We start from the raw sequence: 21505 nt of genomic DNA on the forward strand, positions 1-21505 counted from the left end.
GCTGGTTTCGTTGATCAGGCGGTTTGTCTGTTTTTGGGTGTCTGGTGTGCTCAAGATAGGCTCCATGGAAACGGGAAGTGGGGATTTTGAGTACGAACTTCATCAAAATATATCGTATTATAGCATAGGAAAGGTATTTGGTGGCGTTGCCCTCTGGTATGAACAATCGACTATTCACCGATTCACAATTGACAGTCAGCTGAATCCTGCCTTGTGAGAAAACGGTCAATTGTGGCACGAGAACTTGCCCTCTGTTGCATGCTGTGGCAAACTGACTCTTGCGGAAATTTCTTTCGGACTATCTGTATTGACCACCGGTGAACGCAGAGAGGCACTGGTTTGCGTTCCATTTCGAGCCCGCCAGAGAAAACGCAAACTCAGTGGCGGGAAAGGCTTTCCGAAAACCATCCCCATTCATCAAGGAGTGCTGCGATGACCATCAATCTGACCATTTGGAACGAGTTTCTTCACGAAAACGAGGCCCCGGCCGCTGGCAACATCTATCCAGATGGCATTCACGAGGCAATTGCGGCTCATATGCGCCAACAGTCCACTATCAGCGTTCGTACGGCGACCCTTGAGGAAGCAGAACATGGCCTTCCTGACGCTGTTCTAAACGACACCGATGTTCTGATCTGGTGGGGCCATCGAGCGCACGACCGAGTAGCGGACGAGGTCGTCGACCGGGTCCACCAGCGGGTGCTGCAAGGGATGGGCTTGATCGTGCTGCATTCCGGTCATTATTCCAAGATATTCAAACGCCTTATGGGCACCAGTTGCGGCCTGTGCTGGCGAGAGATCGGTGAGAAGGAACGGCTCTGGGTGGTCAATTCCTATCATCCCATCACCGCAGGTCTCAATCGTTACATCGAATTGCCCCAGACTGAGATGTATGGCGAGGAGTTCGATATTCCCGAGCCCGATGAACTGATCTTTATCAGCTGGTTCGAGGGTGGCGAAGTCTTTCGCAGTGGCGCTACCTGGCACCGCGGCCGGGGGCGCGTCTTCTACTTCCGGCCCGGCCATGAGACCTTTCCGATCTATTACGATGAGTCTGTGTTACAGGTGTTGACCAATGCCGTGCACTGGGCCAGGTTCCAGGGCACCACCCGGACCAGGGGGGTCGGTGAAGCACCGAATATGCGCGAGCCGATCGAGCCACTGGCGCGGTAATGGACCGGTCAAAAAAGATCGGCGGAAATCTGCGGTGAAATCAGAAACAATCACAACCGCAGACCTGTCCTGAGCGATGTCCCGAGCTTGTCGAGGGGCGCAGCCGAAGGGTACTCGCTGATCAGACATCAGAGAAGAACGGCGACCATCTGCACAGTTTTGAGGAAAGGACGGGAGCGAGGCAACATGCGCGGCAAAGAGTTAGTTTTTCCCGAACCATTTCGGGCAGAGTGGCAGGATGTGCCGGTTGGGGAGCCAGGTCCTGGCCAGGTGCTGATCCATACCCGTAAGACTTTGATCAGTACCGGCACCGAGCTGACAGCCTATACGGGTGATTTCCCCGCCGACTCTGGCTGGTCCAGGTATATCTCCTATCCCTGGCGACTGGCTGGCTATTCCAACGTCGGTAACATCGTTGCCTTGGGTCCCGATGTTCAGGATCTGGCCATTGGGGATCGGGTGGCCAACTGGGGCCATCATGCCGAATACAACATACAATCCCTGGCGGGGCGCTATAGTGGCGTGCAAATCGTGCCTGAAGATGTGAGCGATGACCAGGCGGCCTTTTGGCAACTGGGAAAGACGGTGATGAACGGTGTGCGTCTGGCGCGCATTGCCCTCGGCGAGGCGGTAGTGACCGTGGGGGCCGGTATTCTGGGACAGCTTGCCATCCAATACATCCATTTGAGCGGTGCTTTCCCCCTCATCGCCGTCGATCTGTCGGAACGACGCCTCGAGTTGGCGGCCGACAGTGGCGCAACGTATACCTTGCCTGGTGACCGGCAGGATCTAATCGACGAACTCCGCCGAATAACCCACGGTCGCATGGCTGATGTCGTCTTTGAAATTACCGGCAATCAGCAGGTGATCCCCATAGCCTTGCGCATGGCCCGGCCCCAGGGGCGGATTATTATCCTGGGATCACCCAGAGGGCCGGTTGAGATCGATTTCCATAACGAGGTGCATTCGTTGGGACTGCAGGTCATCGGCGCCCATGTGTCAACGCATCCCGATACCGCGACGCCCTGCAATCCCTGGACAGCGCAGAGAAATGGGGAACTCTTTTTTGACCTGGTACAGGCAGGTCGCCTTCAGGTGGATGGTCTGATCTCCCACCGTTTTTCGTGGCAGGAGGCACCCTCCGCCTATACGATGTTGGCCGAGGATCGAACCCAAGCGATGGGTGTGGTGCTGGAGGGATGGCAGGATTGATCTAAGGTTATGTAAACTTTTTTGCCGTGGTCGGTGGAGGCGGGATCGAGCGCTGTCATCCCGGCGCCGGTTTGCAGTGATTCCCTCCCTCGTCGACGCCCCACCGAAACCTTAAAAGCGAACATGTGTTCTTGAATTAAACAATCCTGAACCTTAAAAAGGCTTAGCTGAGAATGTCATCATGTCACAGGGTCCCGGAGCGAAGCGGAGTGGATGAATTCCGCATCTTGACATCTCGACATATTGACATCAGAATGTCACGAAGTCCTGTAGCGGAGTGCAATTGACAATCAGCAGGGCTCTTTGAAGTCGTACAGGCCATCGTGAACTGCCCAGCGGGCATGGCAGCCCGTGCAGTCCAGCGATTGGTCTCCTTCCGCCAGGGCGCCATGGCATTGGGGACAGACGAAGAGTGTTTCCGGCAGCGTGGCTGGTGATTGTCCGGGTACAGCGCACTGCACGAACACCGAAGGAGTCAGCTTCCATCGGGCGCCGATTTCCTGCACGGCTCCGTCGGCAGCCGCCAGATAACGGGCTGGCACCAGTTTTTTCAGCGCGGGCAGGCGAAAATGGGAGACCGCCAACTCCTTTTCGACCAAAAAACCGGCGTTTTGCAGTTGCTGGGTCATCCACGAGGGGTGAAAATCGAAGTTGAGGTGCACAAATTCAAAGGGTTGCTGATCAAAGGGATTCCAGCTTTGCCGGCGCGCCAGGTAGCGGGCAATTGATTTCAAGTGGCGCTTGCTGGCGAATTCGGCGACGAAGTGTCCACCGGGAGCAATGGTGTGGCGAATTTGGGCCAGGGCGGCGGGGACATCGGCCAGATGATGCATGACCCGTATCATGACCGCTGCGTCCACACTTGCGGGTCGCAGCGGCAGGCTATAAAGGTTGGCAGCAACGTAGATGTAACGTTGGCCGATTCCGAGCCTGGACTGCGCTTCCCGAAGCAAGGAACGGGAATAGTCGAGCAAAATCACCTGGTCGAAGGCGCTATAGAGGTCCACCATGCGACCGAAGCCGGCGCCGAATTCAATCAAACGCCTGCCCGAGGCGGGTAAAAGCTTGCGCAGAGCGATTCTCTCGGCCAGATCCTCGTACTGGCGCTCCTCGCCCCCCCAGAAGCGCTCCTGGTAGTCGGAACCCTCGTAATCCATCACCGCCGCTTCGTTTCGCGGCTCATCTTGTGCGTATTTGTTCTGGTTGAGTGAATTCATGTTTCACGTGAAACACGTTTATGGTAAATTGATAATGTCCAAACTGATCGCCCACGGCGACGCAATGGCCGATGGCTTGTACCGCCATCGCCAGGTCGGGAGAGATTATACCATCGAATGGGTTTAGCTCACAACGATTCTTTTCACTGCCTTGCCAACAGCCCAGTGGGTGGGGTAGAATAGCAGGGGCCCTCTTTTCACAGGTGTTGCCCATTATCCTGCTCTGTGAGATCCTTTCTATGGAATCAATCCAGTCCTTTGCCCGCAAGGTTAGCGAAAACGTTGAACGAGTCATCGTGGGAAAGCAGGATGTCATCGAGTTGTTATTGGTGGCACTGTTCTGTGATGGTCACGTCTTGTTGGAGGATGTGCCCGGTGTGGGAAAAACCATGCTGGCCCGTGCGCTGGCTGCAAGTCTGGGAATCACCTTCAAACGCTTGCAGTGCACGCCTGACCTGTTGCCCAACGACGTCACTGGTGTTTCGGTTTTCAACCAGCAGACCCGTCAGTTTGAATTCATGGAGGGCCCGACATTCGCCAATGTTCTTTTGGCGGACGAGATCAACAGGGCCACACCCCGAACCCAATCGGCCCTCCTCGAGGCCATGGGAGAGCGCCAGGTGACTGTGGATGGTGTGACACGGCCACTGGCGCGCCCCTTTTTGGTGCTTGCTACCCAGAATCCGGTGGAATACGAGGGCACATTTCCGCTGCCGGAGGCGCAGCTCGACCGTTTTTTGCTTAAATTGAGCCTGGGTTATCTGGATGCGGCCGGCGAAAACGAGCTGTTGCTTCACCTTCGACGCCATCATCCCATCGAAACCGTGGGGGCAGTGGTGGATGGCGGGGAAATCCCTGAGTTGGCTGAACAGGTGTGGGACGTTCATGTCGATGACACGGTACGTGACTATATCGTGCGCCTGGTACAGGCGACCAGGGGACATCCGGACCTGCTGCTGGGTGCCAGTCCGCGGGGATCCCTGGCGCTTTATAAGACCGGCCAGGCTCTGGCGGCGTTGCAGAATCGTAACTACGTGCTGCCCGACGACGTTAAGCGGCTGGCGCCGCTTACTCTGGCCCATCGCTGTATTGTGCATCCGGAAAGTGCGCTGCGCGGTCGCACCGCGGAGGGGGTTATCGGGGAACTTCTTGATAAGGTCGCGCTCAACCTTGGCGATGATGCGGGTGGGTAGCTGTGAGCGCGCTGCCATTCCTGATTCTGTTGCTACTTGTCCTGGCTGTTTTGATGCGCCTGGATTTTGTCTATTATCTCATCTATGTGTGTGGGGGTATCTGGCTTCTCTCGCGATGGGCCACGCCTCGCAGCCTGTCGGCATTGCGCGTGGGTCGCAAGTTTGTGGACCATGCCTTTCTGGGAGAAACCATTCCGGTGAGCCTGGAATTGGTCAATTCAACCTGGCTGCCCATGCCCTGGGTACGTGTCAACGAGACTCTGCCACTGGACCTGTCGGCATCCCGGCAGATCCGCAGGGTGTTCACCTTGCGACCGCGCGAGCACACCAGCATTCATTATGACCTTCATTGCTCTCGCCGGGGCTTTTACCCGATTGGACCAATGCAATTGACCAGCGGGGATTTGTTTGGCTTTTCAGATGTCAGGGCGCGGGATGAAGGCCAGCAGTTTCTGACCGTCTATCCCCGCATTATTCCATTGGCGAATCTGGCAGTGCCCTCCCGGCTGCCATTCGGCACCCTTTCCAGCACCCGCCGGATGTTCGAGGATCCGGCGCGCCCGCGCGGTGTGCGGGAATACCAATCGGGGGATTCCCTTCGACGCATCAACTGGAAGGCCAGCGCCCATGCTGAGAATCTGCTGGTGAAACAGTTTTCACCGGCCATTTCTCTGGAGAGTATGGTGTTCCTGAACCTTAACGCCGCCGAATACAGCCGGCAACGCCGCTATGGCGCAAGCGAGTGGGCGATCGTCGTGGCCGCATCGGTGGCGAGCTATCTTGAGCGAGCCAGGCAATCGGTGGGCCTGGCAACCAATGGCAGCGATCCGCTGATAACGCTTGGCATGCAAACCGTTGCCAACAGCCTGGACCTGGCAGAATCGGTCAGCCCCGCGGCCATCCCCGCCAGGCCAGGGCGGCAACACTTGATGAAAGTATTGGAGATCCTGGCCAGGGTTGAGGTTATGGAAAGTAAGCAACCCTTCGCTGTCTGGGCCCAGCGAGCCGCCATTCCCTTGTCCTGGGGTACCACCGTTATCGCCATCACCCCAAACGCCGATGAGGCTGCCTGCCGGGGATTGCACGCTCTGGTTCGGGCTGGTCTGAACGTGGTCATGTTAGCTGTTGAACCCTACGGGCAATTTGGCCTGATTCGTGAGCGGGCTCGCCGCCTGGGTTTCGTGGCCTGTCGGGTGGCAACAGAGCAGGATTTGGAGACCCTCCAGGTAATCGGTGGGCCATCCTCTTTCCGGAGGATGGGGCGATGACCACTGACGCTGTGGAAATCCAGCCCGGCGAGAAAATGGAACCCGGTATCCAGGATCCCAACTGGCAAAGCCTGATCGTCAGACCACTGCTTATCGCTGTTATGACAACTTGCCTGGTGGCGGGACCTGTGGCAGTCGCCCAGGTGGTCTCGTCGGACTATCGTTATCAAGTGGTTATGCCACTGGCCCTGCTGGCTTCCCTGATTGGAGTTTACATAACACACTGGTTGGTCCTGCCCGATCAACGTCTGACTCAAAAAACTGCCTTCCGCGGAGCGGAGTTGCTCATTCTTCTGGTGGCCCTGCGTTTGATCACATGGATAATCGGCGGGGATTTTCCCGATTTGCAGGATGTGCGAGGCTGGATTCTTCAGCCATTAAGCTTCTTCGATATGTTTTTTGTCGTTTCTGCATTGCTGGTGGCATTCGCTTGGCATCGAGCCACGGTGATTGCCACCATCTTTCAGAGGTTAGGGTTAAATGAGTCGGAGGTGGCCTGGTTGCAGGAGAAACGTTCAGGAGGGGGTTGGCGTCGGGCCTTTCCGTTGGAGCGGGCCCGTACCTCGCGTCCCGAGTTAGTGGAGAGTTTTGTCAATCAGTGGTTGGCCGGCGGCATGATCCTTGTGATCTGTATTGGCCTGACCCAGGTGAGGACGGGAGGCAGATTGGGTTTTCACTTGCTGAATCAGGGAATTTCTCCCCAATTGGTATTGGCCGCCGTCGCCTATTTCCTCATTGGTTTGGTGCTGGCAAGTCATGCGCGATTGGCGATGCTACGGGCCCAATGGCTTTTTGACGGGGTGGATACGACTGAATCCCTGCCTGCGCGCTGGCAACGTTACAGTATGTTTATCATTCTGGCTGTTGGGCTGGTGGCGGCTTTTCTTCCTCTTGGGTCGACCTGGCGGGCCGGTCATATACTCAACCTAATCGTGGCTGCGATCACTCAGATCGTGATGTTGGTTGTTTTTCTCTTCTTTGCCCTGTTCGCTGCGCTGCTGGCGCTGTTCGGCGTCGCGATGGAGACCCCGGAGATCGCCAAGAATCCTCCCGCTCTTATGCCAGACGATCTTGCCGAACCCCAGATCGTCGAGGGACTACCCGCCTGGCTGGGAGGAGCGGGTTTTTGGCTGGTGGCCGTGATCCTCGTGCTCGTGGCGCTCTGGTTCATCCTGGGAAAACAGGGAATCAACTTGACCCGGGAGAGTCTGGGGCGGGCATGGGACCGGCTGATGGCGAGGATCAAGGACTGGTGGTTCGGTGTGCGCCATTTGGTAAACAGTATTCAAATTGGACCTCGCAAGGGGGACGAGGGAATAGAGGGTGCGACAGCAGGGAGAAGGCCGTGGCGCTTTATCCGGGTCGGAGGACTGCCCGCTCGTGAAAAGATTCGCTATTTTTACCTCAGTACCGTCAGGCGAGCGGGAGAACGAGGGGTGAGCAGACAGCCCAGCCAGACTCCCCTTGAATTCATTCAAGATATGGAAGCTGCCTGGCCTGATGCGGAAATCGACCTTGATTCCCTGACGGAGGCTTTTGTGGCTGCTCGCTATGATGCAACACCGATCACCCCTGGGGAGGCCAGGGAAGTTCAAACAGTTTGGCAGCGCATCAAGAAGGCCCTGCGAGCTGGAACGGTGGAGGCACTCAAGGAATCGGAGGGTGGTGAGTAATGGCGCTAACTCTTTCCCCCGGGCAAAGAGACCTGGTGACCCTTGCGGCAGCGAATAAGGTGCTTCTTCAGGGGCCGGCCGGTACCGGCAAGACTACCGCAGGCGTCCACCGGCTGATTGACCTGCTCAGGTCGGGTGAAACAAGCAGTTCTGTTCTGGTTATGGTGCCTCAGCGAACGCTGGCCGTGCCCTATTCCGATGCGTTACGCAGCCCGGTCGGGCGCCCGGGCGGGATTCCCACCATCGTTACCGCTGGTGGCCTGGCCCGGCGTATGGTCGAGTTATTCTGGCCACTGGTCGCCGAGCAGGCCGGGTTTTCTCAGCCGGATCAACCGCCCACGTTTCTGACCCTGGAAACAGCCCAGTATTTCATGGCTCGATTGGTACGGCCTCTGTTGGCGGAAGGATACTTCGAGTCTATTTCGATCCAGCCCAACCGCCTTTATAGCCAGGTTATCGACAATCTCAACAAGGCAGCGGTAGTTGGTTTCCCTTATTCTGAGATCGGGCAACGATTGAGATCGGCCTGGATGGGTGAACCCGGGCAAGCGCGCGTCTACGCCGATGCTCAACAGTGCGCGAACCTTTTCCGGGAGTACTGTCTGGCCCACAACCTGTTGGATTTCTCCTTGCAGGTGGAGGTGTTTCGGCAATACCTGTGGCCCAATCAGGTGTGTCGCGATCATTTGAAGAGCACCTTTCGCCATATCATTGCCGACAATATTGAGGAGGATACGCCCTTCGCGCACGATTTACTGCGTGACTGGCTGCCCGATCTCAAGTCCGCCCTTTTGATCTATGACGAGGATGGCGGGTATCGCCAGTTTCTGGGTGCCGATCCTCAGCATGCCTACACCTTAAAAGACCTGTGTGATCGCCGCGAGCGATTTGATCAATCCTGGGTCACATCGACACCTCTGCAAGCCCTGGGTGATCAGTTAAGCTATACCTTAAGCCGCTCACAGGATCTGCCGCCAGACGCCGTGGCCCCCGAAACGATTCGGGACACCCTGGTCTATGATTCCCAGCTTCATCGATACTATCCCGAGATGCTGGATTGGGTCGCCGAGCAGATTGCAGGCCTGGTAGCCAGTGGCGTTTCGCCTGGCGAAATCGTCGTCATTATGCCTTTTCTGTCTGATGCCCTGCGCTACTCGCTGATGAACCGCCTGGGACGCTTCGGCGTTCCGGCTCGCTCCCATCGGCCGTCGCGTGCTCTGCGGGATGAGCCTGCGGCCCAGTGCCTGTTGACTCTTGCGGCCCTGGCCCATCCCCACTGGGGATTTTGCCCCAGCAAGTATGATGTGGCCTACGCGCTGGTGCAGGCCATCGACGAGCTGGATTTGGTGCGGGCTCAACTATTGGCTGACATCGTTTACCGGCCCCGGGGCGGCAGACCAGCATTATCCTCCTTTGAGCAGATCAATCCGGAGATGCACGAGCGGATCACCTATCTTCTTGGAGGGCGCTATGATGCACTGCGGGTCTGGTTGACCGACTATCAACAAGGGGAAGAGGTGCCGTTGGATCATTTTCTGAGCCGTCTGTTCGGTGAGTTGCTGTCGCAGCCAGGATATGGGTTTCATCGGGATTACGACGCAGCCCGGGTTGCCGCCAACCTGGTGGAATCGGTGCAGAAGTTCCGTCGCTCGATCGGCGATGAGGTAGGCCAGGGTCTGGGCCAGGAGTACCTGGAGATGGTCCGGGATGGTGTATTGGCGGCTCAGTATATCCGAAACTGGCAAGAGGCTGACGACGACAGTGTACTCCTGGCCCCTGCACACACATTTCTGATGAGCAACCGGCCCGTAGACTACCAGTTCTGGCTCGATCTGGGCAGTGGCGGTTGGCACGAGCGTCTCTATCAGCCATTGACCCAACCCTACGTGCTCAGCCGGCATTGGAACCCCTCGCGGACCTGGACGGACGCCGACGAGTTCGAGACCGGTCAGGAACGATTGAATCGCCTGGTTTTGGGCCTGATTGGGCGCTGCCGAAAACAGATCTACCTGGGTTTCAGCGAGCTGGGCGAGCGGGGCTTCGAGCATCGCGGTCCCCTGCTAGGGGCCATCAACCAGGTGCTGTACCGCCTGTCTCGGCAGGAGCAAGTCGAATGAGGTGTGCACCAGGGTGGCCGCCCTGCTTTTCGGCCCCCATCCAAGACATCGATGTTTGGAATTGTTCAAATAAATGACCTGGGTCATATTTAATCTAAGATCATGTTCAAACCTCGCGTAAAACAACAGGAAGTTCTCGACTACACCGGCGGAAAAATGGGCGTGGCCGCCGTGCCCGGTAGCGGCAAGACGGAAACGCTGGCTCGTCTGGCTGCCAAGATCATCACCAGTGGCTGGTTGGACAGCTATCAGGAGGTGTTGGTTGTCACGCTGGTCAACTCGGCTGTCGACAACTTCTACCGCAGGGTGAGTGGCCTGGTAAAGCAGCGCGGTATGTTGCCCCATGTAGGGTACCGGGTCCGGACTCTTCACGGGCTCTCCCATGAAATCGTGCGGGAGCGCCCTGCTCTGCTCGGCCTTGATTCTGAATTTTCCATTCTTGATGAGCGGGTGGCTACAGAGATTCGACAGGATGCCGCGAAAGCGTGGCTGCGCAGCCATCCGGACGCCTTGGACGGCTATTTAAGCCTGGATGTTGACGAGAACAAGCGGGATTGGATCCGGCGTACTCCCTTGCCGGCACTTATCGATGAAACCGCCCTGGCCTTCATACGCCTTGCCAAGGATCGAGAGGTTTCGCCTGAGGACCTGCGGGAGCGCCTTGATGACCTGGTGATACCACTGCCACTGGCTGAGATGGGCTGGGCCATTTATGCCGATTACCAGCGTGCCCTGGCCTATCGAGGCTCAGTTGACTTTGACGACCTGATTCGGTTGGCACTGAAAGCGCTTAATCTGGATGAGGGCATGTTGGCACGACTTCGGGACCGCTGGCCCTATGTGCTGGAGGATGAAGCACAGGACAGCAGCCGCTTGCAGGAGGAGATTCTCCGGCTTCTGGTTGGCGAGCAAGGCAACTGGGTGCGGGTAGGTGATCCCAATCAGGCCATCTATGAAACCTTTACCACCGCCAGCCCCGAGTATCTGCGCCGATTTCTGGCGGAACCGGGCGTCCAGTCCAAGGAGCTGCCAGACTCGGGACGTTCTGCCGGGAGCATCATCGATCTCGCCAACTATCTGGTTGACTGGACCAGGGAAAGCCACTCTGAACCTGCGGTACGCGATGCCCTGACCTTGCCCTACATTCTGCCGACCGCCCCGGGGGACTCCCAGCCCAATCCGCCAGACGCTCCGGGAGAGATTCACTTGATGGCGCGCAAGTACAGCCCGGCGGCGGAAATCAAAGCTGTGGCGGATTCCCTGGCCCGTTGGGTACCCGAGCACGCCGCTGAAACGGTAGCGGTGCTTGTTCCCCGAAACACCCGAGGCTTCGAACTGGTCGACCTGCTTCGGCAGCGGGGAATCGAGGTCGTCGACAGCCTGTTGCGCAGCACCGCCTCTACCCGGGAGGCGGCCGGTTCCCTGTCACACCTGTTGCGCTATCTGGCTGAGCCAGTATCCTCGGTTAAACTGGCTACCGCATTTAAGGTTTGGCGGCGGGATGACAAAGAAGATCAAGAAGCATGGGCCCATGTCAATGAGACCGCCCGGATACTGCGAAAGTGTCCGAGGGTCGAGGACTATCTCTGGCCGCGGGCGGGCCGGGACTGGCTGGCCAGCCTTGATCTGGATGGCGACCGGCACGATCAACTGCTTGTTTTCAGAGAGTTGGTCCAGCGCTGGCAAGGCTTGATCCTGCTGCCGGTCGATCAGGTGATTCTTTCCCTGGCCCAGGACCTCTTTAGCGAACAGACCGATCTGGCCATTGCCCACAAGCTGGCCCTCCTCCTGCGCCAGGCCAGCATGGACCATCCCGAGTGGCGGCTTCCTGAATTGGCAGAGGAATTGGCAGTCATTGCCCGCAACGAACGCCGGTTTATCGGTTTTAGCGACGATGATATAGGCTTCGATCCCGACCGGCACAAGGGAAAGGTCGTGGTGTCGACCATGCACAAGGCCAAAGGGCTGGAGTGGGACCGGGTCTATCTGATGTCGGTAAATAGCTACGATTTCCCGTCGGCGCAGCCCTACGATCAATATATCGCCGAAAAGTGGTTCGTTCGCGACCAGCTGAATCTGAGCGCGGAAGCCCTTGCCCAGCTGAATATGCTCACCGCCAACGGTGATACACGCGTCTATCGTGAGGGCTCGGCGACCCAGGATGCCCGGCTTGAATATGTCCGCGAACGCTTGCGTTTGTTCTATGTGGGCGTCACCAGGGCCAAAAGATCCCTGATAATCACCTGGAATTCGGGGCGAAAGGGTGATTTAACCCAGGCCTTGCCCTTCGTTGCGCTGCAAACACATTGGGAGGACCAGCTTCGTGACTCTGCCTCATGATTTCCAGTTCAACCAGGGCAATCTGCAGGATTTTGTAGATTGCCAGCGGCGATTTCAACTGCGACACCTGGAGCGATTGGCCTGGCCCGCCATGGAAGCCGAGCCTGCCAGGGACAATGAACGGCGTCTGCAGCAAGGTGCGCTCTTTCATCGCCTGGTCCACCAGTATTTCCTGGGCATATCTGCCGACCGATTATCGCGCATGGATCTCGACGATGAGGTGGCCGCCTGGTGGGGTAATTTCCTGGCCCACGGTCCGGCTCTCTCCGGTGTACAGCATCCGGAGATAACGCTCTCGGCGCCTCTTGCCGATGCCGCTGGCGGCATCGGTTATGTCGAAGCTGCCGAGAGACATCTGATCGCAAAATATGACCTGGTTGTGCGGGCTGAAGATGGCCGGTTCTCTATCTTCGATTGGAAAACCTCTCATCGACCTCCGTCCCGATCCTGGCTCCAGCAACGACTACAGTCCCGCGTCTATCCCTACCTGCTGGTGCGGGCAGGCGCCGCCCTTAACGAAGGGCAGCCGATTGCCCCCGATCAGATTGAAATGGTTTACTGGTTCGCAAAGAGACCGGACCATCCAGAGCGTTTCCGATACAGTCAGCAGAAATTCAACGAGGATCAGGCTTACATCCATCGTCTGGTGGAACAAATCGCTACTGCTAGCCTGAACGATCAGCCGTTCCCCCTTGTGGTTGGCGACAAAGCATGTCGCTTCTGTATCTACCGCTCCCATTGTGACCGGGGTCAGGTGGCGGCAGACCTGGCCGATTTCGATATGGATGATCCCGATGGCCCATCCGACAGCCTCGATTTAAGTTTTGATTTCGAAAACATCGCCGAAATCGACTATTGAGTTTCCCAATGTCGCTTTTGCCCAATGAAAACCTGGATTGAGCCCCAGTCAAGCCCCCTACCCGAAACATTGCCCGCCCTGACGGGCGGAAGTTTCCTGGTGGCGCAGATTCTGGCCCGACGGGGCTTCAGCGATCCCCATGCTGCCCGCGCTTTTATCGATCCCGGCTATTACGAACCGGCCCCTGCTGCCGACCTGCCAGATATGGATCGGGCAGTTGAGCGGTTGGAGCGGGCGCTGGCCAATCAGGAGAAGATCTGCGTCTGGGGCGATTTCGATGTGGATGGTCAGACGGCCACATCGTTATTGGTCTCTTTGCTCCGTAGCCTGGGTGCGGACCCTGCCTATCATATCCCCCTTCGGTCGCAGGGACATGGCGTGCATACAGATCAACTGGCACAGCTGATCGATGAGGGCATAGATGTCCTGTTGACCTGCGACACTGGAGTGGCAGCCCACGACGCGATTGCCTATGCCAACCAGCATGGCGTCGATGTGGTGGTCACCGATCACCACGACCTGCCTCAGACACTGCCCGACGCCTACGCGATTGTCAACCCCAAACGCTTGTCGGCCGGACACCCGCTGGCCAGCCTTCCCGGCGTGGGAGTGGCCTACAAACTGGCTGAGGCGCTGTTGGATCGTTTTGGCCACCCTGGCGAGGCAGAACAATTTCTCGACCTGGTTGCTCTTGGGATCGTTGCCGATGTGGCGTTACAGGTGGATGACACCCGTTTCCTGCTTCAGCAAGGCTTAGAAAGCCTGCGAGGCACCCGGCGAATCGGCTTGCAGGTGCTGATGGAGAAAGCAGACCTCAACCCGGCAGGCCTCTCCGAGCAGCATATCGGCTTCGCGATCGGGCCACGCTTGAATGCACTGGGCCGGCTGGATGATGCCAATCTGGCAGTTGACTTTCTGCTCACGGAGGATCAAGGGAAAGCGACCCTGTTGGCCACGCGGTTGGAGGGTCTGAACGCGCGGCGTAAGTTCCTGACGGATCAGGTTTTCGAGGGCGCGCAGGCTCAAATCGAGCAGGATCCTGAATTACTGGAACAGCCTGTGCTTGTGCTGGAAGATGCAGATTGGCCTGCCAGCATCATTGGTATCGTGGCCAGCCGCCTGGTGGAGCGCTACAATCGGCCAACCATTCTGATTGCCAATCCGGAGGAGGAGCTGGCCCGCGGTTCGGCCCGTTCCATTAAAGGCTTCGACATCAGTCGGGCCATCGCCGGCCAGAGCGAGTTGCTTCACAGCTATGGGGGCCACCCCATGGCCGCGGGTATGTCTCTGGATCGCGGGAATATCGACGCGTTTCGGCGCCGCATCAACCAGAAGGCAACAGAGATTCTGGGTGACCAGCCGGTAGAAGCAACCTTGCAGATCGACGCTTACCTGCCTTTGGCTGACATTTCCCTGGAACTGGTGGACGATTTGGCCCACCTGGCTCCCTTTGGAGCAGGCAATCCCCCTGTCGTTTTGGCCTCCCGCGATCTCAGGTTGCTGTCGCAGGCGCCAATTGGCCGAAACAAGGAACATCTTCAGCTCACCGTGACAGATGATCAGGGAAACGTTCAGCGGGTACTCTGGTGGCAGGGTGCAGGGCGGCCCCAACCAGAGGGCGTGTTCGACCTTGCCTGTCTGGCCCGGTCGAACAGTTACCGGGGCCAGCGCCAACTTCAGATCGAGTGGCTCGACTTTCGACCGGTGGCAGCAGCTACCCTTGAGCCGCAACCGGTTTCGGATGTGACGGTCATGGATCACCGCCACCACTCGCATCCCGAAGCCCTGCTACAGAAAATGAGCGAGGCTGGTTCATTTCAGGTCTGGGCCGAGGGTGAAGCGAGGAGAATGATCGGGGGTACGGGTCGCTTCGAGCTGGTGCCGGGCAAGGACCTGGCCATCTGGACGATTCCACCGGGCCGGCAAGTGTTGCTGGATGTCCTGGAGCGTATTCAACCGGATAGTGTCGCCATCTTCGGAATCGACCCCGGTCTGGATGAACCGGTTGTTTTCCTCAAACGGCTGGCTGGTTTGGTACATCGCACTCTAAATGTCGAACATGGACAGGCCGATCTACCACGCATGGCGAGCGCCATGGCACATCGCATTGAGACGGTTCAGGTAGGGCTTGGCTGGTTAGAAGCCAGGGGTGATGTGCAAATCAAGCAGAAATCTCCTGAAGGCATGTTGCTCGAAAAGGGCGAAGGCCAGCCGAGCGAAGACGCCAAAAAAATCTACCATGAGTTACAGGAGATTCTGGCGGAAGCAGCTGCCTACCGGGAATTCTTTGTCACAGCCAGAGCAGACAACTTGTTGTAGTGTAAACATAATAACCCGCATCGCTTGCTGCCTCCCGGTACGCCTGCTGGCGTGGCGTGGGTTCCGGCGCAGGTGTTAACAATTGACCATTAGCTAGTTGCCGGTCCAATCGGGTTGGGCATAGGTGGAATCGTCGTCGACCAGCTGCCGGATCGTTCGGTCCTCGACGTTCATGATGTACAGCAGCTGTGAACCATCCCTGTCAGAGACGAAGACGATGTGTTTGCCATCGGGCGACCAGGCCGGATCAATGTCGGAGGAACTGGTCTCAGTTATCTGGACCGCCTCTCCCCCATCTGGCTGGATGAGCCAGATGTCTTTTGAACCCTCGTTCTCCACCATCATGGCAATCTGATCCCCCTTGGGCGACCAGGCCGGAGTCCAGTGCCGGCCATCCACGCCTTCGCTCAGGACAGTTGGCGCTGCCGTCTCATCGGGCTCCTGAGCCAGGATTCGGGCCGCATCGCCGATATTCATGTAGGCCAGCTGTTCCCCATCGGGCGCCCATGTGGGATAAAGGGCCTGGTCTTCCGGATAACCGGTGAGTCGCTGCGGGTCACTGCCGTCCGGATTCATCAACCACAGCTCGAAACCTGCCTCGACTTGCTGCCGGCCACCCTGGCGCAGCACCTCATAGCCCGCCGTCGAGGCAAAGGCGATCCTTGAGCCATCGGGGGACCATACAGGTGCCAGGCTGACGTAGGAGGGATCGGTGATAGCATGTTGATTGCTGCCATCTGCATCCATCACAAAGATCACAGGGGCGCCCTGTCGTTCAGACGCGAAGGCAATCCTGGTACCGTCGGGCGACCACGAGGGCACGCCGTCCCAGCCGGGGTCGTCGGTAAGTCGGGTCATGCCACTACCATCGATATTCATCACGTAGATATCGCTGTTGCCATCCTCTTCACGCTCGAAGACAAGCCGGCCTGACGGCTCCGACCTACCGGAAGTGCTGCAGCCGGTGAGAATGATGGCGGAAACCAGCACCAAAATGAAACCTATTTTCTGTACCATGTGTTTTTCCTTTGATTGAGTTTCTCTGAGTATTGCACGAGGCCATGGGTTTTCTCTGTTAGCCCTGTTACATGGACCTCAGGTCGATTATACCTTACATTGGTCAAGTGCCAGAAGTGAAGACCCTGCTTGATTCCGGTGGTTGTCGGCCTTGTGTTATAATGCCCTCAATGGGCAGAGAAACAGGTCTTTTTTTTGATCAGACAACGATCAATGTAAAAGCGGGCGACGGTGGCAATGGCATCGTCGCCTTTCGGCGCGAGAAATTTGTTCCCCGAGGAGGGCCTGCCGGTGGCAATGGGGGCAAGGGCGGCGACGTCATCCTGCACGCCGACAGCAGCCTGAATACCCTGCTGCCATTCAAGTACAAGGTTCACTTCCGGGCAGAGCGGGGTGGTCATGGTGGCGGAAGCAACAAGCAGGGGAAAAGAGGCAAGAATGAAGTTGTCCGCGTGCCGGCCGGTACTGCCGTGTTTCTCCGCGACAGCGATGACCAGATCGCCGACCTGGTGCAGGATGGCCAGGAGGTGATTGTAGCCCGTGGTGGACGTGGCGGGCGGGGAAATACTTCCTTCAAGAGTGCCACCAACCAGGCGCCTCGACTGGCGGAGAAGGGCGAACCGGGTGAAGAGCACTGGTTACGCCTGGAACTTAAGTTGATTGCCGATGTTGGAATCATAGGCGTGCCCAACGCGGGCAAGTCTACCCTCCTGTCTGTTGTCAGTCGTGCCAAACCAAAGATCGCCGATTATCCCTTTACCACCCTGGTACCCAACCTCGGCGTGGCGGTTGTGGACCACCGGGATTTCGTTCTGGCCGATATTCCCGGTTTGATCGAAGGTGCTCACGCCGGCAGCGGTCTGGGGCATCAATTCCTTCGCCATGTCGAGCGCACGCGCATGTTGATTCACATGATCAACGGTCTTAGCCCTGATCCTCTTGGGGATTTTGAGGCAATCAATACCGAATTGCAGTTATTCAATCCCCTCATGGCGAGCAAACCCCAGATCGTTGTATTCAACAAGATGGATTTATCAGAGGTGCGTGAGTTGTGGCCGTTGGTCAAAGAGGAATTTGAGAACATGGGCGTTGTTAACCCGATGGCAATCTCTGCCGTAGCAGGTGAAAACGTTCAAATGCTGTTGCGCAGAACGCTGGCAATGCTCGATGAGCTTCCAGATGAGCAGCGCGCGCCCGTGGAAATAGCAGTTTATCGTCCAGAGATAGATGAAAACATCTTCGAAATCGAAAAACTTGAGGACCATTGGCGAGTGAGGGGCAAACGCATCGAGCGGGCAGCCACCATGACCAATTGGGATTACTATGAGGCTCAACTGCGTTTTCAGCGAATCCTGGAGGCCATGGGAGTCAGCGCTGCTCTGGAAGAAGCCGGTGTCGAGGACGGTAACACCGTAATGATCGGCGACACAGAGCTGGTCTGGGGAGATCAGGGCTGAAATCAGTCTCGTCTTGCAAGGAAGGCAGTGCCATGCGTTTGGGAATATTAGGTGGGACGTTCGATCCCATTCACCTCGGCCATCTGATACTGGCGGAAGAAGCCTGGTACCAGTTGGGTTTGGAGAAGGTTCTGTTGGTACCCGCAGGCGATCCGCCCCATAAGCGTGGCCGCCGGCTGTCGGCCGTTGACCATCGGGTGAATATGATCGAGCTGGCCATTGCTGACAATCCTCACTTCGAGCTGTCACGGGTCGATGTCGATCGCCCTGGCCCGCATTTCACCGGGGATATGGTGCGATTGCATCTGGAGTTGTACGGCGCAGGCACCGATCTCTATTTTCTCATGGGCCTGGATTCGCTGGCCGATCTTCCCAACTGGCATGAGCCCAAGAAGTTGGTAGAACTCTGCAACCTGGTGGCCCTCAGCAGGCCCGATACAGGCTTTGATTGGGATGTCCTCGAGGACAAGTTGCCTGATGTGCGCTGGCGGGTGATTTTCCTGCCCATGCCGGAGCTTCAGATATCCAGCAAAATGCTGCAGCAACGGGTGCGCCAGGGCAGGCCCCTTCGCTACCAGGTGTTACCGCAGGTGGAGGCATATATCCACGAGCACTGCCTTTACCGCTGGGATTTCCAGGGCAATGACATTCCCGGCGCGGTGCTGGGCTCAGACGAAGGCGCATAACGGTGATCCCTGCTCCGCCTGGTTTGGCTGTGGACATAGACGAGAGTGGTTGAAGGAGAAGGCTATGGCGTCCGATAACCCCTTCTTTACCCGCTCCGGTGATGAGGGCTATACAGGCATTCTCGGCCACGAGCGCGTTGCCAAATATGATCTTCAGCCTGAGGCCTGCGGCACGCTGGACGAGGTATCCGCTGTGCTTGGCGTGGCGCGGGCTGCCGCAAACAGCCAGCTTGACGTTGATATTATTGTTACAGTTCAACGGGATCTCTACGACGCCATGGCCGATCTGGCAATGACGCCGGAGGCAGCGGCGAAAGCTGGATGCAGGCTTGAGCAGTCCCGGGTCAACTGGCTGGAAAGCATGATCGAAGAGCTTGGCAAAGAGGTTGAGCTTCCACCGGCATTTGTCGTGCCCGGTGATAGCTATGCAGGGGCTATGCTCGATGTAGCCCGAACGGTGACTCGACGGGCTGAACGCCTGGTGGCAAAGCTCTACCACCAGGCGCTGCTCTGTAACCCGGCTGTTCTGCAGTACCTCAACAGATTGTCATCACTCCTGTTTGTGGTGGCTCGATTTGAAGATATAGCTGCCGGGGTGACCCAGTTTACCCTGGCGAAACCGGAGGAAGACAGATGAGTCCCAAATTGGGCGCCCATGTTTCGGCTGCTGGTGGCGTAAGCAAGGCATTTCCCAGAGCCGAATCCATCGGCTGCGATACCTTCCAGATATTCACCCGCAATCAGAATCGCTGGGTAAGCAAAGCACTGGACCCGGCCGAGATTGAACGCTGGCATCAGGCTGCTGCTGACAGCGGCCTGATGCCAGTGGTGGCTCACGCTTCCTATTTGATCAATCTTGGATCGCCCGACGATGAATTGTGGGAGAAGTCAATCGAAGCGTTCGTGGATGAGTTACGTCGTGCTGAGGCATTGGGATTACTGGGTGTTGTGCTTCATCCGGGTGCCCACATGAAAGAGGGCGAGCAGGCTGGTATCGCTCGGGTGGTTGCTGGCCTGGACCGCTGTCACGAGGAAACGCCTGGCTACAAGACTCTCACGCTATTGGAGATCACCGCCGGGCAAGGAACGACCCTGGGCTATCGATTCGAGCATTTGGCCGCCATGCGTGGTCAAGTGGCGGAGCCAGCGAGAGTTGGTGTCTGCTTCGATACCTGTCACGCCTTTGCCGCGGGTTATGACTTCCGCTCGATAGAGGATTATGGGGCAATGATGGATGAGTTCGACCAGGTTATCGGCCTGGAGCAGATAAAATGCTTCCATTTCAACGACAGCAAGAGGGAATTCGCCAGCCGCCGGGACCGCCACGAGCATATCGGTCAGGGCTTCATCGGCCTCAGCGGGTTTGCCCATATTCTCAATGACCCTCGCTTTTCCCAGGTGCCGATGATTCTGGAGACTCCCAAGAGCAAGGATATGCACGAGGATGTGGAGAATCTGGCCCAACTACGAGAGTTGTTGACCTGACTCGTGGAGATTGATAACTCTTGACCGGCGCACTCTGTACAACGTGGCCAAAGCACTTTCACAAAGGAGATGGGTGTTTATGAGCGAACAATACGATGTTTTGATCATTGGTGGTGGACCAGGCGGCTACGTAGCTGCCATCCGCTCTGCTCAACTGGGTATGAAGACCGCGCTGGTCGAAAGAGAATCGCTTGGCGGCGTGTGTCTGAACTGGGGTTGCATTCCCAGTAAGGCCTTGCTGCGCAATGCAGAATTGGTGAACGTCTTTCAGCACCAGAGTCGAGACCTGGGATTCAGTTTCGACAACTTCAGTGCTGACTTCCAAAAGGCCTTCAAGCGAAGCCGGCAGGTGTCCAAGCGGTTGGTCAAGGGCGTGGGCTTCCTGATGCGCAAGAATGAGATCGATCTCTTTGAAGGCTCGGCCAGGCTGATCTCTGCGACGGCCGTCGAAATCCAACCGGATAATCAGGTCATCAATGCCAAAAACATCATCATAGCCACAGGTGCCCGCAACCGGACCTTTCCCGGCATGGAAGTCGACGGCGAACGGGTCATGGGGTATCGTGAGGCCATCGTGCTGGACCAATCCCCGGAAAGTTTTGTGGTTATCGGCACCGGTGCCATTGGTGTCGAGTTTGCCTACATGCACAACGCCTATGGCGCCAAGGTCACCCTGATCGAAATGCTTCCCCATATACTGCCACTCGAGGACGAAGAGCTAAGCGAAGAACTGGAGAAGGCCTATAAGAAGTTGGGGATTGATGTGCGTACCGCGACTCGGGTAGAGCGAATCGAAAACAATGAGGCTGGGGTCACAGTACACGCCAAACAGTTGGATAGTGGCGAAACACTGACCTTTGAGGCCGAAAAAGCGCTGGTGGCTGTGGGTGTGCAGCCAAATACCGATGATTTGGGGCTTGACGTTGCTGGAGTCCACACCGCAAAAGGTGGCTTTATCACGATCAATGAGACTATGCAGACCAGTGTGCCCAACATATATGCCATCGGCGATGTCACTGGAAAGCTGATGCTGGCCCACGTGGCCAGTGCGATGGGAATGGTGGCCGCCGAAACCATTGCCGGCGAGGAAACGCAGGGATTCAGTGACGACGACTACCTTTTCATGCCGCGTTGCACCTATTGCCAGCCACAGGTGGCGTCCATGGGCTTGACTGAGAAGCAGGCGCAGCAGCGTGGCCACGAAATCAGTGTGGGGCGTTTCCCATTCCAGGCCAACGGTAAGGCGCTCGGCCTGAATGAACGCGCAGGTTGGATCAAGATCATCTCCGACAAACGTTATGGTGAGATCCTGGGCGCTCATATGATTGGGCCCGAAGTGACAGAATTGCTGCCGGAGCTGGTTTTGGCCCGAACGTCAGAGTTGACGGCTCATGAAATAGCCCGCAGTGTGCATGCACACCCCACCCTCTCTGAAGCTATCATGGAAGCAGCCCACGCTGTCGAGGGCGCGCCTATTCATTCGTAGAAT

Annotated in this window: 17 protein-coding genes; 15 read left to right on the top strand and 2 right to left on the bottom strand. The window is 57.3% G+C overall.

The features are described from left to right. The 3 genes from U9R25_17560 to U9R25_17570 form a co-directional block, all read left to right on the top strand. Positions 1-217, top strand: a 217-nt coding sequence (locus U9R25_17560) for a hypothetical protein (protein MEA3337705.1), incomplete at its 5' end; no start/stop codon positions are given. Positions 218-432: 215 nt separating this feature from the next. Next, entirely contained in the window at positions 433-1173 is a 741-nt protein-coding gene (locus tag U9R25_17565) for a ThuA domain-containing protein (protein ID MEA3337706.1), read from the top strand. Between the two features lie 186 nt (positions 1174-1359). Further along, the gene (locus tag U9R25_17570) at positions 1360-2385 is read left to right on the top strand and encodes a zinc-binding alcohol dehydrogenase (protein MEA3337707.1); all 1026 of its coding nucleotides are present in this window, start codon (positions 1360-1362) and stop codon (positions 2383-2385) included. Between the two features lie 290 nt (positions 2386-2675). Here the strand turns inward: U9R25_17570 and U9R25_17575 are convergent, their stop codons facing one another. Next, positions 2676-3602 carry a class I SAM-dependent methyltransferase gene (locus U9R25_17575; protein ID MEA3337708.1) on the bottom strand — a complete coding sequence of 309 codons (927 nt, stop codon included), beginning with the start codon at positions 3600-3602 and terminating at the stop codon, positions 2676-2678. 239 nt (positions 3603-3841) lie between these two features. Here U9R25_17575 and U9R25_17580 point away from each other — a divergent pair, with 239 nt between their 5' ends. From U9R25_17580 to recJ, 7 genes are all read left to right on the top strand, one after another. Next, positions 3842-4795, top strand: coding sequence for a MoxR family ATPase (locus U9R25_17580; protein MEA3337709.1), 954 nt, complete (start codon positions 3842-3844; stop codon positions 4793-4795). Between the two features lie 2 nt (positions 4796-4797). Further along, positions 4798-6063: a DUF58 domain-containing protein gene (locus tag U9R25_17585; protein MEA3337710.1), complete on the top strand. Its 1266-nt coding sequence runs from the start codon at positions 4798-4800 to the stop codon at positions 6061-6063. Next, positions 6060-7736 (top strand): DUF4129 domain-containing protein, encoded by a 1677-nt coding sequence (locus tag U9R25_17590; protein ID MEA3337711.1) that lies wholly within the window; start codon positions 6060-6062, stop codon positions 7734-7736. Before U9R25_17585 ends, U9R25_17590 begins: the two co-directional genes overlap by 4 nt. Further along, positions 7736-9853 carry a hypothetical protein gene (locus U9R25_17595; GenBank protein MEA3337712.1) on the top strand — a complete coding sequence of 706 codons (2118 nt, stop codon included), beginning with the start codon at positions 7736-7738 and terminating at the stop codon, positions 9851-9853. Before U9R25_17590 ends, U9R25_17595 begins: the two co-directional genes overlap by 1 nt. 102 nt (positions 9854-9955) lie before the next feature. After that, positions 9956-12193, top strand: a complete 2238-nt coding sequence (locus tag U9R25_17600) for an ATP-dependent helicase (protein ID MEA3337713.1) — start codon at positions 9956-9958, stop codon at positions 12191-12193. Beyond that, positions 12177-13052 carry a PD-(D/E)XK nuclease family protein gene (locus U9R25_17605; protein MEA3337714.1) on the top strand — a complete coding sequence of 292 codons (876 nt, stop codon included), beginning with the start codon at positions 12177-12179 and terminating at the stop codon, positions 13050-13052. The genes U9R25_17600 and U9R25_17605 overlap by 17 nt, the downstream gene beginning before the upstream one ends. A 24-nt stretch (positions 13053-13076) precedes the next feature. Then, positions 13077-15371 carry a single-stranded-DNA-specific exonuclease RecJ gene (gene recJ / locus U9R25_17610; GenBank protein ID MEA3337715.1) on the top strand — a complete coding sequence of 765 codons (2295 nt, stop codon included), beginning with the start codon at positions 13077-13079 and terminating at the stop codon, positions 15369-15371. 93 nt (positions 15372-15464) lie between these two features. On the opposite strand, the gene U9R25_17615 is transcribed toward recJ, so the two are convergent. Further along, positions 15465-16388: a hypothetical protein gene (locus U9R25_17615; protein ID MEA3337716.1), complete on the bottom strand. Its 924-nt coding sequence runs from the start codon at positions 16386-16388 to the stop codon at positions 15465-15467. Positions 16389-16558: 170 nt separating this feature from the next. Between U9R25_17615 and obgE the strand changes: the two genes are divergently transcribed. The 5 genes from obgE to lpdA all read left to right on the top strand — a co-directional run bounded on the left by obgE (position 16559) and on the right by lpdA (position 21502). Then, positions 16559-17845 carry a GTPase ObgE gene (gene obgE / locus U9R25_17620; GenBank protein ID MEA3337717.1) on the top strand — a complete coding sequence of 429 codons (1287 nt, stop codon included), beginning with the start codon at positions 16559-16561 and terminating at the stop codon, positions 17843-17845. Positions 17846-17877: 32 nt separating this feature from the next. Continuing rightward, positions 17878-18531, top strand: coding sequence for a nicotinate-nucleotide adenylyltransferase (gene nadD / locus U9R25_17625; GenBank protein MEA3337718.1), 654 nt, complete (start codon positions 17878-17880; stop codon positions 18529-18531). A 64-nt stretch (positions 18532-18595) separates the two neighbouring features. After that, entirely contained in the window at positions 18596-19168 is a 573-nt protein-coding gene (locus U9R25_17630; protein MEA3337719.1) for a cob(I)yrinic acid a,c-diamide adenosyltransferase, read from the top strand. Continuing rightward, positions 19165-20016: a deoxyribonuclease IV gene (locus tag U9R25_17635; GenBank protein ID MEA3337720.1), complete on the top strand. Its 852-nt coding sequence runs from the start codon at positions 19165-19167 to the stop codon at positions 20014-20016. Before U9R25_17630 ends, U9R25_17635 begins: the two co-directional genes overlap by 4 nt. A 79-nt stretch (positions 20017-20095) precedes the next feature. Beyond that, complete coding sequence (gene lpdA, locus U9R25_17640; protein MEA3337721.1) at positions 20096-21502, top strand: dihydrolipoyl dehydrogenase; 1407 nt, start codon at positions 20096-20098, stop codon at positions 21500-21502. Positions 21503-21505: the final 3 nt, after the last annotated feature.

Source organism: Chloroflexota bacterium (assembly GCA_034717495.1).
GTDB lineage: Bacteria > Chloroflexota > Anaerolineae > JAAEKA01 > JAAEKA01 > JAYELL01.

What these genes read in the sequence shown, in the direction of transcription:
- U9R25_17635 (MEA3337720.1), top strand. Translation starts at nt 19,165, where the DNA reads ATGAGTCCCAAATTGGGCGCCCATGTTTCGGCTGCTGGTGGCGTAAGC.
- U9R25_17575 (MEA3337708.1), bottom strand. Translation starts at nt 3,602, where the DNA reads ATGAATTCACTCAACCAGAACAAATACGCACAAGATGAGCCGCGAAAC.
- U9R25_17570 (MEA3337707.1), top strand. Translation starts at nt 1,360, where the DNA reads ATGCGCGGCAAAGAGTTAGTTTTTCCCGAACCATTTCGGGCAGAGTGG.
- U9R25_17565 (MEA3337706.1), top strand. Translation starts at nt 433, where the DNA reads ATGACCATCAATCTGACCATTTGGAACGAGTTTCTTCACGAAAACGAG.
- recJ (MEA3337715.1), top strand. Translation starts at nt 13,077, where the DNA reads ATGAAAACCTGGATTGAGCCCCAGTCAAGCCCCCTACCCGAAACATTG.
- lpdA (MEA3337721.1), top strand. Translation starts at nt 20,096, where the DNA reads ATGAGCGAACAATACGATGTTTTGATCATTGGTGGTGGACCAGGCGGC.
- U9R25_17590 (MEA3337711.1), top strand. Translation starts at nt 6,060, where the DNA reads ATGACCACTGACGCTGTGGAAATCCAGCCCGGCGAGAAAATGGAACCC.
- U9R25_17595 (MEA3337712.1), top strand. Translation starts at nt 7,736, where the DNA reads ATGGCGCTAACTCTTTCCCCCGGGCAAAGAGACCTGGTGACCCTTGCG.
- nadD (MEA3337718.1), top strand. Translation starts at nt 17,878, where the DNA reads ATGCGTTTGGGAATATTAGGTGGGACGTTCGATCCCATTCACCTCGGC.
- U9R25_17600 (MEA3337713.1), top strand. Translation starts at nt 9,956, where the DNA reads ATGTTCAAACCTCGCGTAAAACAACAGGAAGTTCTCGACTACACCGGC.
- obgE (MEA3337717.1), top strand. Translation starts at nt 16,559, where the DNA reads ATGGGCAGAGAAACAGGTCTTTTTTTTGATCAGACAACGATCAATGTA.
- U9R25_17630 (MEA3337719.1), top strand. Translation starts at nt 18,596, where the DNA reads ATGGCGTCCGATAACCCCTTCTTTACCCGCTCCGGTGATGAGGGCTAT.
- U9R25_17615 (MEA3337716.1), bottom strand. Translation starts at nt 16,388, where the DNA reads ATGGTACAGAAAATAGGTTTCATTTTGGTGCTGGTTTCCGCCATCATT.
- U9R25_17580 (MEA3337709.1), top strand. Translation starts at nt 3,842, where the DNA reads ATGGAATCAATCCAGTCCTTTGCCCGCAAGGTTAGCGAAAACGTTGAA.